This is a genomic window from Galbibacter mesophilus, assembly GCF_023721415.1.
GTDB lineage: Bacteria > Bacteroidota > Bacteroidia > Flavobacteriales > Flavobacteriaceae > Galbibacter > Galbibacter mesophilus.
The window spans coordinates 531,128-547,892 of sequence record NZ_JAMQVC010000001.1 but is presented as its reverse complement, the minus strand read 5'-3'; the positions used below and the strand labels follow the sequence as shown (position 1 = coordinate 547,892).

Annotated in this window: 8 protein-coding genes; 5 read left to right on the top strand and 3 right to left on the bottom strand. The window is 35.7% G+C overall.

Annotated features, from left to right (window positions below; genetic code table 11):
• Positions 1-62: 62 nt before the first annotated feature.
• Positions 63-4,061 carry a hybrid sensor histidine kinase/response regulator transcription factor gene (locus NDQ75_RS02405; protein ID WP_202027782.1) on the bottom strand — a complete coding sequence of 1,333 codons (3,999 nt, stop codon included), beginning with the start codon at positions 4,059-4,061 and terminating at the stop codon, positions 63-65.
• A 402-nt stretch (positions 4,062-4,463) separates the two neighbouring features.
• Between NDQ75_RS02405 and NDQ75_RS02400 the strand changes: the two genes are divergently transcribed.
• The 5 genes from NDQ75_RS02400 to NDQ75_RS02380 all read left to right on the top strand — a co-directional run bounded on the left by NDQ75_RS02400 (position 4,464) and on the right by NDQ75_RS02380 (position 13,282).
• Entirely contained in the window at positions 4,464-5,660 is a 1,197-nt protein-coding gene (locus tag NDQ75_RS02400) for a glycoside hydrolase 5 family protein (protein WP_202027781.1), read from the top strand.
• A gap of 112 nt (positions 5,661-5,772) precedes the next feature.
• Entirely contained in the window at positions 5,773-8,595 is a 2,823-nt protein-coding gene (locus tag NDQ75_RS02395) for a glycoside hydrolase family 2 protein (RefSeq protein ID WP_202027780.1), read from the top strand.
• 52 nt (positions 8,596-8,647) lie between these two features.
• Positions 8,648-9,829 carry a PQQ-dependent sugar dehydrogenase gene (locus tag NDQ75_RS02390; protein WP_202027779.1) on the top strand — a complete coding sequence of 394 codons (1,182 nt, stop codon included), beginning with the start codon at positions 8,648-8,650 and terminating at the stop codon, positions 9,827-9,829.
• Between the two features lie 47 nt (positions 9,830-9,876).
• A complete protein-coding gene (locus NDQ75_RS02385; RefSeq protein ID WP_242513646.1) occupies positions 9,877-10,308 on the top strand; it encodes a c-type cytochrome in 432 nt (143 codons plus the stop codon).
• A 421-nt stretch (positions 10,309-10,729) separates the two neighbouring features.
• A complete protein-coding gene (locus tag NDQ75_RS02380; protein ID WP_202027777.1) occupies positions 10,730-13,282 on the top strand; it encodes a LamG-like jellyroll fold domain-containing protein in 2,553 nt (850 codons plus the stop codon).
• Between the two features lie 322 nt (positions 13,283-13,604).
• On the opposite strand, the gene NDQ75_RS02375 is transcribed toward NDQ75_RS02380, so the two are convergent.
• Both NDQ75_RS02375 and NDQ75_RS02370 read right to left on the bottom strand, forming a co-directional pair.
• On the bottom strand, positions 13,605-15,026 hold the full coding sequence (locus NDQ75_RS02375; protein WP_202027776.1) for a sulfatase-like hydrolase/transferase: 1,422 nt from the start codon (positions 15,024-15,026) through the stop codon (positions 13,605-13,607).
• A 121-nt stretch (positions 15,027-15,147) separates the two neighbouring features.
• A complete protein-coding gene (locus NDQ75_RS02370; RefSeq protein WP_202027775.1) occupies positions 15,148-16,122 on the bottom strand; it encodes a glycoside hydrolase family protein in 975 nt (324 codons plus the stop codon).
• Positions 16,123-16,765: the final 643 nt, after the last annotated feature.

The following is a 16,765-nucleotide window of genomic DNA, read 5'->3' as shown; positions in this document are numbered from 1 at the left end:
TGTTTAAACCAATAGTATTATTGATTTTAGAACACAATCTGGATTTTTTTATGCTCTTTTGATTAATTTTCGTTCCTATCAGCAAATTGGGTAGGAGTAACTTTAAATTCTTTTTTGAAAGCCCTGCTAAAGTAATTTGGATCATTATATCCTACTTTGTAAGCTACCTCGGAAATGGCGCAGCCTTCCTGAATGAGCTTTTTTGCCATTCTTAATCGAACACGTTTGATGTAAGCCAATGAACTAATGCCTGTAATTTTCTTGATTTTAATATGTAATAAAGATCTGCTAATTCCCATTAAACCAGCCAATTTTTCAACGCCAAAGTCTGGATTTTGAAAATTTTCACCAACAATCTTCGTGATTTTGCGCAGAAACTGAAGCTCTTGATTGTTTTTTGGAATGGCATCTTCTTGTTTGAAACTTATTTCCGAAAATCGTTTTTCAAGATTTTTTTCTGTTTCTAACAAGTTGTTTATAAGCAATTCCAATTCACTTAAATTAAATGGTTTGCCTAAATACATATTGGCACCCGCGTTTAAAGCCTCAACCCTTATTTTTTCTTCGCTTTTTCCTGTCAATAGGAAAAATGGAATATGCTTCAAATCAGGATTTGATTTGACTTTTTTGCATAATTCAATACCAGAAATATTCGGCATCTTTATATCCGAAAGTATAATATCTGGGATATTCTTTTCCATTTTTTCCAGAGCTTTTTGTCCGTCTGAAGCTACTATTACTTGGAATCTCTTTGAGAAGTGTTTTCTAAGAAATTTGATTAGTTCCAAATTGTCTTCAACAATAAGCATTTTCAGATTTGTTTGAAATTGACTAGATGAATATTCGTCAGCAATATCTTCTTCTAAAGCAAGGATATCATTTATTTGAATGCTCTTATTACCTTCAATACTTTCTACGGATTGGTCACTTTTTAATTTTAAAGGTAACGAAACGGTAACTTGTGTACCATAGCCCGGTTCAGACTTGATTTCAAGGTGACCATTTAGAAATGTAATTAAACTGTGAACTAGTGATAAACCTAAACCAGAATTTCCTGAAATAAATTCTGCACCTCCATGATAGAATGGATCTCTAACTCGTAATATTTCTTCATTTTCCATCCCTGTCCCTGTATCCGAGATTTTAATTTCTATTTTACTTTCACCCTTTTCATTAAGCGTATTTGAAATGTTTATACTGGCAGAAATATTCCCTGAACTTGTATTTTTCAAGGCATTGGATAGAAGATTTGTAACAATCATCTCTAACTTATCAGGATCGAAATAACATACATATTCAGAAAAGTTTTTTCTAAAATCGTAGTCTAAATCCTTTAAATCAAATAAAGGTTTAAAGGCGAAGAATGTATCTTTAAGAAATAGAATAATATCCCCTTTTTTAGGATCAAGCTTCGCATGGTCTGTTTCAATTTTTCTAAACTCGATTAATTGTGAGATGAGCCTGTTTAGTTTATCCGCATTCTTTCTAATTGTAAGGATCTCTTCTGGTGGGGCTATTTTGTTAACATTATTCTTAAAAAACTTTTCTGCAGAGGCCAGTATTAAGGTTAAGGGTGTTTTAAATTCGTGAGAGACAAAAGTAAAGAAGTTCAGTTTGTGGGAATTCAATTCTGCGATTTGTTCTTTCTGAATTCGCTCTACTTGAACTGCCATTTTTTGCCGATGAAGGAACCTTACTAAACACCAATAGGCATATATAGCACCAAGAAATAATATAAAATAAATGAAAAAGGCCAGATTTGTCTTCCAGAAGGGGGGCAGAATATTTAGCTTCATCTGCTTAACGTTGTTTTCAACCAGAGGTAGCGTACCCACTTTAAAAGTATAGTTTCCAGGAGAAATATTGGTGTAGGTAGCAATTGTTTGTGATCCTACAAAATTCCAATCCTCATCAAAACCTTCGAGCATATATGCATATTTTTTAGAATTCTTTGGATTGTAGTTTATCGCACCATATTCAATGCTAAAAACATTCTGATTATGATTTAGATTTAAAGAATCAACATAATTGATATTCGTCTGAAGAATTCCATCAGAGGTTACGGGTACTTCCTGATTAAATAGTCTCAGTTTTTTAAAATGTAACGAAAGCGGTTTTTTTGGAGCGTTGACTCTAGAAGGTTGAATTATATTCAGACCGTTTATTGACCCAAAATAAAGGTCGCCGTTGTTATCTTTAAAACTGGATTTAAAATTGAACTGATCGGTGGTAAGTCCATCTTCGGACCTCAAGTGTTCGATGTGTTTTTGATCAGGATGGAAAATGTTGATTCCCTTATTTGTGCTTATCCATAGGCTTCCAGAATCGTCTTCCAGAATTCCATAGATATTTTGATTGGAAAATTGGTTGTTGTATCTAAATGGTTCAATCGAATCAGATTTGGAATTAAATTGAAACAAGCCATCATTAAGGGTGCCAAACCAAAGTTTACCGCTACCATCTTTGTAGGCGCTTACTACTTGGCCATATTTTTTTGTCAACGCATAATGAGCAACAGTATCCGTTTCTGGAACGTATCGATAGATACCTGAATCTCTTGTGCAAAACCATAAATTACCGTCATCATCCTCTAAAATTTCATAAATAAACTTCGTTCCAAAAATTTCTTGATGAAATCTTTGAAAACTATTGCTCTCAGTATTATAGCTGTTGAGTCCCGATTGAGTACCTATCCATAAATTATTATTGCTGTCCCTATGTAAGCTGAAAACAGAATTATTGGAAAGGGAGGTCGAATCACCTGCTTTATATTTAAAATGAGAAATTTTTTTAGTCTGTAGGTCGTACTTGTTTAATCCATCGAGATAGGTCCCAATCCAAATGTTTCTGCTAGAATCTTCTTCCAAAGAGTGTATATTATTACTGCTAAGTCCATTTTTTTTGTTTAAAAAATCAAAAGTTTTTTCTTGATTTAAAATGGATATTCCTCCATCTTCTGTTCCAATCCAGATTTTGCCGTCTGAAGCTTTCAAAATATCGCTAACTGCTTTTCCGCTTATTGAATTCTTATGATCTCTTGGAAAAAAATTCTGTATGCCGGTTTCATTCTCAATAGTATAATTTACACCTCCAAAGTATGTCCCTATCCAAACTGAACCATCCTTATCGGTGTAAAGACTGTAAATAGATTTATCAGAAAGGCTTTCTGGGTCATTGGAATAGCTTTGACCATGATTGGTTATAGTATTATTTGTTCTGTCGTAAATGAATATTCCATTTTCTGTTGCAAACCATAAATTATTTTTGGTGTCTTCCACTATTGACCGGATTAATTCGGTACTAAGAGTGTTTCCTAAGGTGAAAGGAACAAAATCATCTTTACTTTCTTCCAAGTAGTATGCCCCTCTTAAAGTACCAAGCCAAATATTCTTTTTACTATCCTTGAATATAGATATCAAAGGAGTTGTAACCAGTTCTGAGTTAAAATTGGAATGATATATTGGACCATAATCCTTCAATGTCTCACCCACATTATTTATCATTAGAACTCTTTGATGCAAAACCACTAAAAAAACGTCGGTTTTAAAAGATTCTACGTCACGCACAGATAATCCATTTAAGAGTTGCTCAACATTGTTTTCGTTTGTGATTCTATATAACCCTTTTGTGGTTCCAAAAAATGTATTATTGTCAACTGATTTAATAAAACTAATTTCCCCATCAAATTTTTCTGTCTTTATAAGGTTTTGAAAACTATTTAAAATAGGGTTGTATAGATCAATTCCAGAATTCGTAGCTACCAGTAGGCCCTTTTTAGTTAAAGCGATAGAAAGAATTGTATTGCCAGATAAACCACCTGCATCAGCATTTTTATAGAAGGAGTTAATGCTAACTCCGTCATAATTATTCAGTCCTTCTCTAGTTGCGAACCACATTAGACCATTTTCATCTTGTGTTATGTCATAGACCGTATTATGAGATAATCCATTTTCGGCATTGAGTTTAGCAAAACTGAAGTCCTGAGCGCTAGTGCAAGTACTCCATATAGCGAAGAATATTGACAAGCACAACCATTTGGTAAAACATTTATTGACAATCATAAATTTTTAAAAATTTACTTTTCTATTATTTAATAATATTTTCTTCAACAAAAGTGCTGTTGGTGTGCACAAATATATAGCAATTAAATATAATTTTAATCTATCATTGCTGTCATATTCGTAAATATTAACTTAAAATATTATCGTATTAAAAAATTTAAAAAAATATTTGGTTTTTGGAATTGGTGCTTTTGGACTATGGATTTAATGTAATAGCATTTTTATGTAGCTTGTAAATTCAATTTTGTTGAAGGTGTTTAGTGGCAATTACTTCATTTTGCACAGGAGAAGGCTTTAGTCTTCTTTTTAGTGTATTTCCAAAAAAAAATGAATGCCGAAGAATTATGAAATAGCAAATAAGATGAAAAAATAGTATTAAAATCATAGAGGTAAATTAATAAAATGAAGTATAGATTTAATAAAATAATTACGGCCACTATTGCAATTTTGAGTTTAACCGCAAGTGCCCAGATTAATGATTCCATACCTGTCAAAGGCAAATGGGAGGTTGAGCGAGTAAACGAATGGTATGAGGCCCAACCTTGGTTGGTGGGCTGTAATTACTACCCCGCCACTGCAATAAATCAAATAGAAATGTGGCAGGAATCTACATGGGATCCGAAAAGGATTGATTTGGAATTGGGCTGGGCGGAAGACATAGGTATGAATACATTAAGGGTCTATTTGCACGATTTGGTTTGGGCAGATGATGAAGAAGGTTTGTATGATAGAATGGAAGAGTTCCTCAATATTTGTCAATCACATGGTATAAGGCCATTTTTTGTTTTTTTTGACGATTGTCATATGCCCAATCCTGAGCTTGGAATACAGCCATTGCCTGTAAAGGGTTATCATAATTCAGGATGGGTAAATAGCCCTTCGAGAGATCTGGCAGTACGCTACTCATTGGGGAAAGCTACCCCTGAGGAAATAGCGCGACTTAAAGGGTATGTCCAAAAAACTATGCAAAGATTTTCTGAAGATGAAAGGATATTAATGTGGGAGCTTTACAACGAACCTGGACGAGGGCAAGGATTAACAGGAAATATGGAATCAACTTCCGTAGCGGATGCTTTTGGAGATCAGTCTAAACAGTTAGTTTATGACTCTTGGTGTTGGGCAAGAGAGGTTAATCCTTCGCAACCTATTACTTCTACAACCTTGGGTGCCGTTGGAGATACGAACATTAGAATAAACAAAATTAATTCTGACGTAAATTCAGTTCATAGCTATGCCGAATGGGAAAGAACGAAGAAAAGGCTGAAACCTTATGAAGAAACTGGAAGACCAATATTTTTAACGGAATGGCTAGGCAGAAATAACGGTAGCACTGTGAACAATATTTTGCCAAAACTGAAGAAGCATAACATTGCTGCTATAAACTGGGGCTTTGTTTCGGGGAAGACCGGAACCATTTGGCATTGGGACTCCCGCAAAGACCGTGATGTATTTAAAGAAAGGGAGGATGGAAATGTGATAAAACCAGGAGAAACTTATCCAGAACCAGATTTATGGTTTCATGATCTCTTCAGAACAGATGGGACACCTTACGATGAAGGAGAGATTCAAATATTCAAAAAGCTTACAGGAAAAAATTAATTCAGCTCGGGCAATATAGGAATCTGTATTACTCGATAATAATTCCATTGTAGCTTAATCACTTTTTTAATTCTTATTCATATTTCAATTTTTTACCAATAAAATGTTTTTAATGAAATTTAATAATACCAATCACATATTATCAATTAGCTTTTTACTTCTAGTGATTTGGACTAATGATGCTATTTCCCAATCAGTAAATCATTATCAAAGAGTATATCTAAGTGGCCAAGATGCTGAAAGTGCAGTTTCATGGGATTTCAAAGTTACGGATGGTCATAAAAAAGGAAAGTGGTCTTCCATACCTGTGCCATCTAATTGGGAACTGCACGGATATGGAAACTACAATTATGGCCATGATTACAAAAATCCAGAACGTAAACTAGCTAAAGAGCACGGTATGTATCGGCATCGTTTTCAAGTGCCAAAGTCCTGGGAGGGTAAAGTTATAAACATTGTTTTTGACGGTTCAATGACCGATACAGAGGTACTGATAAATGGCAAGTCTGCCGGGGACATCCACCAAGGAGGATTTTATAGATTCAAATATGACATCAGTGAATTACTTCAATATGGCAAGGAGAATTTGTTGGAAGTAAATGTGGCAAAACATTCTGCTAATGCCTCTGTAAATCGTGCAGAGAGACAGGCAGATTTCTGGATTTTTGGAGGTATTTTCCGTCCTGTTTTCTTAGAGATCCTTCCACCTACTCATATTTCCCGTATTGCTATTGGTGCTACCCATGATGGGGTATTTAAGTCTTTAGTAGAATTGAACAAACCACTTTCAAAAGGTCAACTTAAAGTATCCATTGTTTCTAAAGAAGGTATTGAAATAGGTGTGCCAATTACAAAAAACCTTACGGGGACAGATACGTTGACGGTATCAAGGATTTTTGAAAATATAAAAGCATGGAATCCCGAAATGCCAGTACTCTATACCGCTAAATTCCAGTTGTCCGATAACAATCAAGTCTTATATGAACAAAAAGTAGATTTCGGATTTAGAACTGTAGAATTAAGGGAAAGGGATGGAATTTACCTGAATGATAAAAAACTGGTATTTAAAGGGGTCAACCGGCATTCTTTCTGGCCAGAAACTGGAAGAGCTTTAAGCGAAAAAAATCATTTGCAAGATATTCAACTTATAAAAGAGATGAATATGAACGCTGTGCGCATGTCCCATTATCCACCTGACGAACGTTTTTTGGAACTATGTGATTCGATAGGTTTGTTGGTTATAGATGAATTAACAGGATGGCATGATGCCTATGACACTGTGGTAGGCCCGAAATTAATAAAGGAGCTTATATTAAAAGATGAAAACCACCCCAGCGTGGTTTTATGGTCTCATGGTAATGAAGGCGGTTGGGATTTCTCCAGCGAGAAATGGTTTAATCATTACGATTTACAAAACCGTCCTGTTATCTATCCATGGGGACTTCGGAATGGAGTAGACAACCGGCACTATCCTGATTACAAATACGGTATTAATCGCTTGGCAAATGGTAATAATATTTTTATGCCTACCGAATTTTTGCATGGGTTATATGATGGAGGACATGGGGCTGGATTGGATGACTATTGGAAAAAATTCAGTGATAATCCTGCTTCTGCTGGTGGGTTTCTCTGGTCCTTTTCGGATGAGGCTGTGTTGAGAACAGATCATAACAATCAATTGGACAGTGATGGGAGTCATGGGCCTGATGGTATTTTGGGTCCTTATCGTGAAAAAGAAGGAAGTTTTAATACAATTAAGGAGGTCTGGTCACCAATTGGCATAAAGCCGATGGTTGTACAGGCAAATTTTGACGGAAGAATAATCTTAGAAAATAAATACTTATTTACCAACCTGAACACCTGTAATTTTCAATGGAAAATTATAAAGGTAACTGACGAGCTGAACTCCGAACTCATCAATTCTGGCTCTCTAAATGGTCCAGATGTTTCACCAGATTATAACGGAACTTTACAGATTGATATTCCAGATAATTTTCCTGAAGCAGATGTGTTTTCATTAACCGCAACCGATCAGGATGGAATGGAAATATATACTTGGACATGGCCTATTAAACAGCCAAGTGAAATAACGGATAGACTTCTCTCTGAAGCCAGAAAGTCCGTCAATTCCAAAGAAATTTCAGTTGAAAAAGACAATGGAAATTTCAGTATATCAACTAGCGATATGGTTTTTCAATTTAATGCCGAAAACGGGATTCTTGAGAAGGTTCTCAATTCGAGTAGGGAAATTCAATTTAATGGAGGCCCAAAATTAGTAGGCGTCGAAGACCATCCTGCTCGTGTTAGTTACAAAAAAGATTCCGAAGGAAACCTAAGAATTGAGATTAAAAGAAAGGAAGTTCCTCAGGAGATAAATTGGACAGTGCATAAATCTGGATTACTTCGCTTGGAGGTCAGTCCTTTCTTCTTAAGAGAAGATAACATTGATTATTTGGGCATCAGTTTTGATTATCCAGAAGATGGTATTGAAAGTGTTAAATGGATGGGGCAAGGGCCATACCGCGTGTGGAAGAATAGAAGGAAGGGTGCTGAAATTGGTATCTGGCAGAAAGACTACAATAATACCGTAACTGGAGAAAGTTTTGAATCACTTATTTATCCTGAATTCAAAGGCTATCACGGTAATTTTTACTGGGCTGTTTTTCAAAATTCAAAACAATCATTTAAGATTTTTACGGAAACACCGGGACTTTTTATTCGATTATTCACACCTGCAGAACCAAAGTATAATCCGGGGGGGGTGGTTCCTCCATTTCCAGAAGGTGATATTTCCTTTTTGTTTGAAATACCTGCCATTGGAACCAAATTTAGGACAGTGGACAAATTAGGGCCTTCTTCACAAAAAGGTCAGACCAATTATCGTCTGGGAGATCAAATCTCACCAATTACACTTTGGTTTGATTTTAAAGATTAAGAAGGCTGATAGTGATTTAAGATGTTTAAAAAAAAAAGAAAAACTATACCACATGAAAAATAATCTTCTTTTGTTTGTTTTCGTTTTTTATGTTTTTGCTTGCGGAAAAAACAGCAAAGATTCAGAAAAGGCTCAAAATGTTAAAGATAGTATTGAAGAAAGTCAGGAGCCAACCGAAATTGTCGGCCCTTTGGAAGCTGAAACTTCTTTAAAATTTGATTATGAAATGGTGGTGGAAGGACTTAAGATCCCGTGGGGATTTGATTTTTTCCCAGATGGAAGTATAATCATAACCGAAAGAAACGGGGACATAATTCACTTTAAGAATGGTCGTAAGATTAAAATTGAAGGGGGACCAGATGTATACAAGCGTGCTCAAGGCGGCCTTTTGGATGTGGTTCTTCATCCCAAATATGAAGACAATGGATGGATTTACTTTACTTATGCGTCTAAAGAAGGTGATGGTGATGGCGGAAATACAGCTTTAATGAGAGCTAAACTAAACGGCAAAAATTTAACAAATAAAGAAATACTTTATAAAGCTACGCCAAATACTACCAAAGGGATTCATTTTGGTTCTAGGATAAGTTTTGATAAGAAAGGGTATTTATACTTCAGTGCAGGTGAGCGTGGAGAAAGAGATAAAAATCCACAGGATATCACCCGCGACAACGGTAAGGTTTACCGATTAAATGATGATGGAACCATTCCAACTAACAATCCCTTCGTGGGAAAAGAAAATGCTGTGGAAGCTATTTACAGCTACGGACATAGAAATCCGCAGGGCATGATTCTCAATACAGAAACTGGAGAAATTTGGGTGCACGAACATGGCCCTAAAGGAGGAGATGAAATTAATGTGGTAAAAAAAGGAGCAAATTATGGCTGGCCAATTGTTACCTATGGCGAGAATTATGATGGTACGACCATTTCAGATGAAAGATCAAGACCAAGTATGGAAGATCCCATTTTTTATTGGTTGCCGTCTATTGCGCCAAGTGGGTTTGTATTTGTAGACTCGGATGTATTTCATGAGCTAAAAGGAAATTTGCTGGTTGGTTCTCTAAAATTCCAACATTTGGAACTTTTGGTTTTAAACGGCAAAAAAATTATAAAAAGGGTAATACTACTAAAAGATATTGGGCGCGTAAGAGACGTAAGACAATCTCCTGATGGGAATATTTATGTTGCTGTGGAAGGAAAAGGGATCGCAAAACTTACCAAAAACGATTAAATCTCATTTCAATGAAGAAACTATTCATCACTGTAGTATGCCTTAGTATGCTAGCATGTAAAACAGATAAGAAAGAAAACGCTGCAGAAATTGAAGATGACCACTTTGCCCCTCCCGTTTCAGAAAAGACAGTGGAGCGAACACCGCTATCAACAAGTATAGAAAGAGGCGGAGCACTTTACAACGAAATATGTATGACCTGTCATTTGCCAAATGGTAAGGGAGTCCCCAACACTTATCCCCCTTTGGATGCTTCTGATTGGCTAAATGAAAAGCGCAAAGCTAGCATTCGAGGTGTTAAATATGGAATACAGGGCCCAATAACAGTTAATGGAATTAGTTATGATCAAGTTATGGCCCCAATGGGATTAAGCGATCAAGAAGTCGCTGATGTAATGAACTATGTCATGAATTCTTGGTCGAACAAAATAGATGAAATGGTCACTGTGGAAGAAGTTGCCGAGATTCAAGAAAACTAATTTGTTTAATTTATGTAGCCGTCATCAAAGGTTAGACGGAACTCTAAGCTGTATCGCAACCAATTTTTCAGTTGTTTCTTGGCTAAACAAGTACATGGAGGTAAACTGTAAATTTGCTTTTATTGACTGGTGATCAAAAATCAAATAAACTAAAATAATATTTGTTCGGTGGTAATCGCTTGGAAAACCCGAAAATGATTCGGAGTGCTATTTAAGCGAAGTTTGAAAACACTTTTTACTTATTAACAAGGTCTTCATTATTCATTTTGTTTATCAAAACGGTAAAGTTGTTTAATTCTTTGTTTATTCAACATATTGAATGTTAGTTTTTTACATTTTTACAGGACACTTCCTTAGCTGGTGTTTAAATTAGAGGAATACCAAAACAATTCAAAATAAATCAACCTTTAAACTTAACATTATGAATTTTTTTTCAAAAACCGCATTTTGCCTCTTCGCATTCGGATTGTTATTTAATACAATTAAAGCTCAAGAAATAGGAGCTAACTTTAATCATGATTTTAACGCCCTTAATTTTGACTATTTACAGCGATCGCAAGTTGATTGGATTCGCACCACGCCCTATATTACAGATTATATTTTTAAAGGAAGAAGTGTTCAAAACAGTGACCAATTTACTACCGTTAACGATTTAAAAAACAGTGGTTATAAAATAGCTTTTGGTTTTCGTTGGGATTTCAAAGCACTCAATATGCGAATACCTGAGCCCAATTCAGAAGCTGAACAAAAATGCTTTGCAGTTGCAGACTCTATTTTGGATATCGTAGGGCCTTCTGTCGATCTTTTTAAACTTGGTAACGAACCTCAGTTGGAAACATTTGATGAGGACATGGTGCCAAACAATGATGGAGTAATACCGTTGGTACGGTTTTTTAAAAGATTAAACAATCTAGTTATTAAACCTTATTTTGAAACAAATCGACCGAACAATGAACCCCCAGTGTATGTTGGATCGCTTGTAAACCTACAATTTCAAAATGCCCAAAATCTTCCTGCGGTAGTAGAGTTGATGAATTACGTTCAAACCAGTGACGATATAGATGGAGCTGCCATACACTTGCATGCCAGAAGTTTAGACGATGTTGAAACTGCTATAAAGTATGCCAGGTCTGTTATTACGGAAAAACCCTTTATGGTGCCAGAATTCTCACTTCAAGGACTGTTTAGGAGTACATTGGAAGAAACATTGGGGAACTCACCAGAGGGGATTGCTTTTGCCCAAAAATATGGTCGTGACCCAAGCTTGAAATTATATGAGTATTATACGATTATGAACACAAATAAATGGACTCCTGTAGAGCTTCAAGAATATTTTGATACGCGTGATTGGTTTCCACATAATTTTTTGATGACTTATTACTATCTGTTTAAACAATACGGGGTGACATTAGCCACCTATCCTTTGTCACAGCAATCGGCGCCTCAAACTGTTACACCTGAAAATACAATTTGGTTTTTTAACCCAATCTATGGTCAGAAGTTAATTGAGTTAAAACCCAATGGAGATTGGAACGAAAATCCAATAGCCTTTGACGACTTTATGAGTATTTTGAATGGTGGATATATGAACGACCCCGTTAAACTTTTATTTCATTTTGATTTTGATGATAGATTAAAAGACAGTTCCAGCGAAGGGTATTCGTTGGTAGGGAATAAAGCTCCCGTTTATACAAATGGTAGATATGGTAAAAGTATAAGCTTTGATGATACTCCAACCTATTTTGATTTGAATGTAAAGAAAATTTTAAATACTGGTACCGAACCCTTTACTCTGGCAACATGGGTTCGAAACACTAGCGATGCTAACGATATAAGTCACTTGCTACATCAATTTGGTGGACGTGTTTTACTTACCAATAAAAAACAAGGCGCAAATTATGAAGTTGGTACTTGGATAGGTGGAGCTGAACATACTTTGTCAGGAAATACTTTAGCTGCTGGAAGTTGGCAACATGTCGCTATCACTTTCAATCCAGAAACCAAGACACATCAATATTATTTGAATGGAGAACTAAAAGGAGAAACTGTAAGCGAAAATATTTTTGAAAATGAAATTGGAGGATTTAGAATTGGAGCAAGCGTTTGGGGCAATGTCGATAATCCTTTTACTGGTGAAATAGACGAAATGTACTTATATCGGGGGATTCTCTCCAGCAATCAGATTGCGAACTTGATGGATGACGAGGCCTATCTAGTGGGGCAAGCTGGGGCAATTAATTTGATAAATGAGCAACTCAATAAGAAGTTGCAAGCAACGGCTAGTGTAGACGGCACACCCGGACCTGGAGCAGGAAACAATGTGAGGGGTGTAAACAATACTATAAATAATGCATCTACAAGATGGAGATTAGTTCCTAACGATCAGGAATACTTTAGAATCGAGAGTGTCAGCCAAGACCTATGGTTACAATGTACAGATCAGGTTGATTTTACCGATGGGCAACCAAATGCAATTTCAGATACACCAACATGGGCAATTCGAGCCGCTAGTAAAGAAAACACTGGAGATTGGACTTTGTGGAGAAAAGTAGATGCTGGGAACGGGTATTTTAGATTAGAAAATAAAGGAAGTGGTAAATGGCTTCAGATTACATCATTGGATGATGTCGATGACGGAAATAGCGATGGTGGTGTACAAGTTCGAGCGGTAAATAATGATAAAACTGGCGCATGGACGCTTTGGCGTGAAGAAGATATAGCTAATCAAACATTTTTTGCCAGCATGGAGAGCGAAGTTCAAGATGAACAGCTGTTTACAATTTACCCAAACCCAACTACTTCAGTAATTCATATTGATGAAGTTGAAGCAAATACCAATATAGCTGTGTATTCGTTCTCCGGAACAAAGCTAGAAGAACATATTGGTAAAGAAACAATCAATATTGGTCATTTACAGAAAGGTATTTATTTCCTAAAAGTGAATGACCAAACCATAAAAATTCTAAAACAATAAGCGCTTATTTTAGTATGATTAGAGACGGTCTTATAATCTACATAAGTAAAAAGAATGTATCTCAATACTCAAACAACCTTCTTGAGAATTGAGTATTGGAAAACCGTTCACGGATAGGGATGCGAAAAAAAGACATAAAAGCCGTTTCAATTAGTTTTGAGACGGTTTCTTTTTAACCTTACCTGGAAATATAGTAACTGCTTAGATATTCTTCTGTATGTATATAAAACCGTATTTTTTTGCTATACAGATAATTGAAGTATAAACTCACAAATACCACTATTAAACCAAAAAATAAACAATTTTTGGGATTAAGTTGTTTTCAGTTTTCAGGCTGCCATAGCGGAATTTTAGTGTTTTCGTAAAAATGAATAGAATCCGCATATCTAGATATCTGATCCTTTTGTTTTAAAGAATAATAATTCTCTAGCCGTTGCTTGAGATGATTGTGGATTTCAGGGTAGTCCTTTTTTATATCTTTGGTTTCATCAATATCATCTTTAAGGTTATACAGAAAAGAAGATGAAAATTGTTCATCGTTGTCTGGTGCATTCCGTATTTCGATATATTTCCAATCATTATGTATTAATGCCAAACGTTCCTCTTTCTGTTTGGTTTGATCGAAATAGGTAAAAACTTCGTTATCCATGATTGAATCTCGTAGTATGGCAGGTGCCAGATTACGACCATCTTTTTCATACTTTTTAGTACTGCCTATCAAACCGAGCAAAGTAGGAAAAACATCCACATAAGATATCGGTTGGTCTAGAGCAACAGATTTCTTTTGTATCCCATCTATCCATTGAATGGCGGCCACTGTCCTTATACCTCCCTCGTAAACATCAAATTTTCCTCCACGGAGTTCACCATTATCGGCAAGATTCTTAAGACCACCGTTGTCACTGAAAAAAAGTATGATCGTATTTTTGTATCTATTAGTTTGTTTCAATTTTTTTACTATTTCACCGATACTTTTGTCCATGCCATGGGTCATTGCGGCATAAGCCTTTCGGTCGGGTGTTTCATTGTGGAATGAAGTCACCGAATCTTGGATCTTGGCCTGGAAAGGGGAATGTGGTGCGGTAAATGGAACGTAGAGAAGAAAAGGTTCATTATGGGGTACCTGATCAAGGAAATCCAAGCTTGCCTTTTCGATGAGGTCAGTTGTATAACCTTGGTCTGGATTTGGCTTCTCATTTTTATGCCAGTCACGTTCTCCCTCCCTTTGTTGTGTAAAATAATCCACGGCACCATTGTAGCAAACTACGCTGTGAGTATATCCGTGATTAAGAGGTAGCCATTTCTTTCTACGGCTACCCAAATGCCATTTTCCTATAATTGCTCGATGGGCATACCCTTCCACCTTAAGAGCTTCCGGAAGTGTTATCTGCTCTTTGGGAAGTCCATAAAGCCTATTGGGAGGCACTACTGCCCGCATCATGCCAAAACGTATAGGATAGTTTCCCGTCATAAAGCCAGCACGCGTTGGGGAGCACACCGGGGCAGCATAAAATCGGTTAAGTATGTATCCGTTTTTGGCGATTTCATCTATGTTGGGGGTAGGGATTGCACTTCCTTGAAAACCCACATCACCGTAACCCAAATCATCAGCAACAATAACAATGATGTTGGGTTTTTGATCTTTCTTAATTTGTGCTTTTACAAAATTGGAAGATAGAATAGAGCAAAATGCAAGCCCTAACGAGAATGGAAGTTGTACCAATTGAAAAGTCCAGTTGTTCATTAAAGTGAATTTTAAACAGATTACGATACTTTAAAGTCTTAAATACGGTTTAGCAATTTTTAAAATAAACTCTCGATGTTTTAAATCCAAAACCAATTTTGAAATTTAAACCGTACACCCATTAAAATTTTGATAAAAGCTTATTGTATTGATTTTCGTTTAGAACAATTACACAACCATGCCGAACACCGTCCATTTTTATATCGATGGGTTTTTGCCATTTTCCTTTTAAAGAGTCTGATTTAAAAAGATTATATCTATTGGGATATTGTTCTGCGAAAAGATACCATTTAGCGTCATTTGTCCCTGGAACAATCGCTGGCGCTTCAAACCAAGAAGGAGTAATTGGTGAAGTTGGATTACTATATGGACCGGTTAAATTTTTAGAATAAGAAAGCCGAATGGTTTTTCCGGTCTCACATTCATCAGGCCAACGTTCATCTTTAATAACGGCAAAATAACCATCATCATTTTTACGAATAATCACATCAATCGTTGCCATTTCCCGGTCAGCTTCAGTGTCAAAATCAAATAACCTTGCTGGTTTAGAAAAAGTTTCTAAGTCTTTGCTTAAAGCGTAGAATGTGCGCATGCTGGTCCATCTTTCCCTTCCACTAGTTCCCTCTTTTTGAGCGTGCCAGCATATAATATATTGATCGGAAGCTTTATCGAAAAACATCTTAGGGGCACCAAGCCAACCAGGATTTGCTAAATATCCAGGTGTATCAAGAAATACTTCTTCCGGGATGTTTTTTGAAATATTCCATGATAAAAGTCCATTTGATTGCCATAATACAGGTTTTTCAGACTCCCCCTTAAAACCAATCATGTAATAGTTACCGTTTCGTCCTTGAGCAATATCAGGGTGGCCCCTATAAAGACTATCTATTCTATTACCTTCATTTAAAGCTTTCCACTTTACCCCGTCTTTGCTAATAGAATAGTAGAGGCCTCCGTAATCTTGTTTGGTCATATGGGCAAAGAGGTATCCACCTATTTCTTCTTCTTGTGCATTGCAACTTGAGATTAAAAAAACTAGTAGGGTAACTACCAAGCTAATATTTACCGATTTAATGTACGCGTTAATATTCTTCATAAGTTAAAGTTTATAATTGCCCAAAAGATTTATTTGGTTGTTTTTTGATTGGGCTAGTTCAATAATTTGCATATTAACTTTTTAAATCTAATGTTTACTGAAACAATTATTTACGTAGGAAGAAAAATGTCCAAAATTTTATGCTTGTTTACTTTTTAGATGAAAGTGCGTATTTTCTATACGAATTTCCTGTAAATAAAATTTCTTGTCTAATTTGTTCATTAGCTGTTTTTGCCTCTTTGCTTTTCAATCAATAAATTTTCAAAAGGACTATACAATCGGCAACTATCCATTTTTATATATCACTTATACCTCGTTGAAATTTTGTGTTTCTGTGAGATTAGGAATCAATATTGATTAGTAGCATAAGTTTTTAGGGGGTATGCCGAATTAAAATTCTTTTTAATATCTATAACCTTTAAGGCGGAATGCTGTATTTTCTACAATTGTTGTTGTAGGGTTTTTATTTTTTTTGTTTTTGTAATCTTTCTTTAGTTTTCTTCTGAAATGAGAATTATAGTATCGAGACTTGGATGATTATTGATGAAAGATTAGGGATTGAATAATATTGCTATTATTTTGAATATTATTGCTTATTAATTGCTGTCGTTTTACGAAAATTGAAAGGATAATATAATATAAT

Bases quoted from the DNA above. Each gene is read 5' to 3' on its own strand.
- NDQ75_RS02390 (WP_202027779.1), top strand. From the start codon at position 8,648: ATGAAAAATAATCTTCTTTTGTTTGTTTTCGTTTTTTATGTTTTTGCT.
- NDQ75_RS02375 (WP_202027776.1), bottom strand. From the start codon at position 15,026: ATGAACAACTGGACTTTTCAATTGGTACAACTTCCATTCTCGTTAGGG.
- NDQ75_RS02380 (WP_202027777.1), top strand. From the start codon at position 10,730: ATGAATTTTTTTTCAAAAACCGCATTTTGCCTCTTCGCATTCGGATTG.
- NDQ75_RS02385 (WP_242513646.1), top strand. From the start codon at position 9,877: ATGCTAGCATGTAAAACAGATAAGAAAGAAAACGCTGCAGAAATTGAA.
- NDQ75_RS02395 (WP_202027780.1), top strand. From the start codon at position 5,773: ATGAAATTTAATAATACCAATCACATATTATCAATTAGCTTTTTACTT.
- NDQ75_RS02405 (WP_202027782.1), bottom strand. From the start codon at position 4,061: ATGATTGTCAATAAATGTTTTACCAAATGGTTGTGCTTGTCAATATTC.
- NDQ75_RS02370 (WP_202027775.1), bottom strand. From the start codon at position 16,122: ATGAAGAATATTAACGCGTACATTAAATCGGTAAATATTAGCTTGGTA.
- NDQ75_RS02400 (WP_202027781.1), top strand. From the start codon at position 4,464: ATGAAGTATAGATTTAATAAAATAATTACGGCCACTATTGCAATTTTG.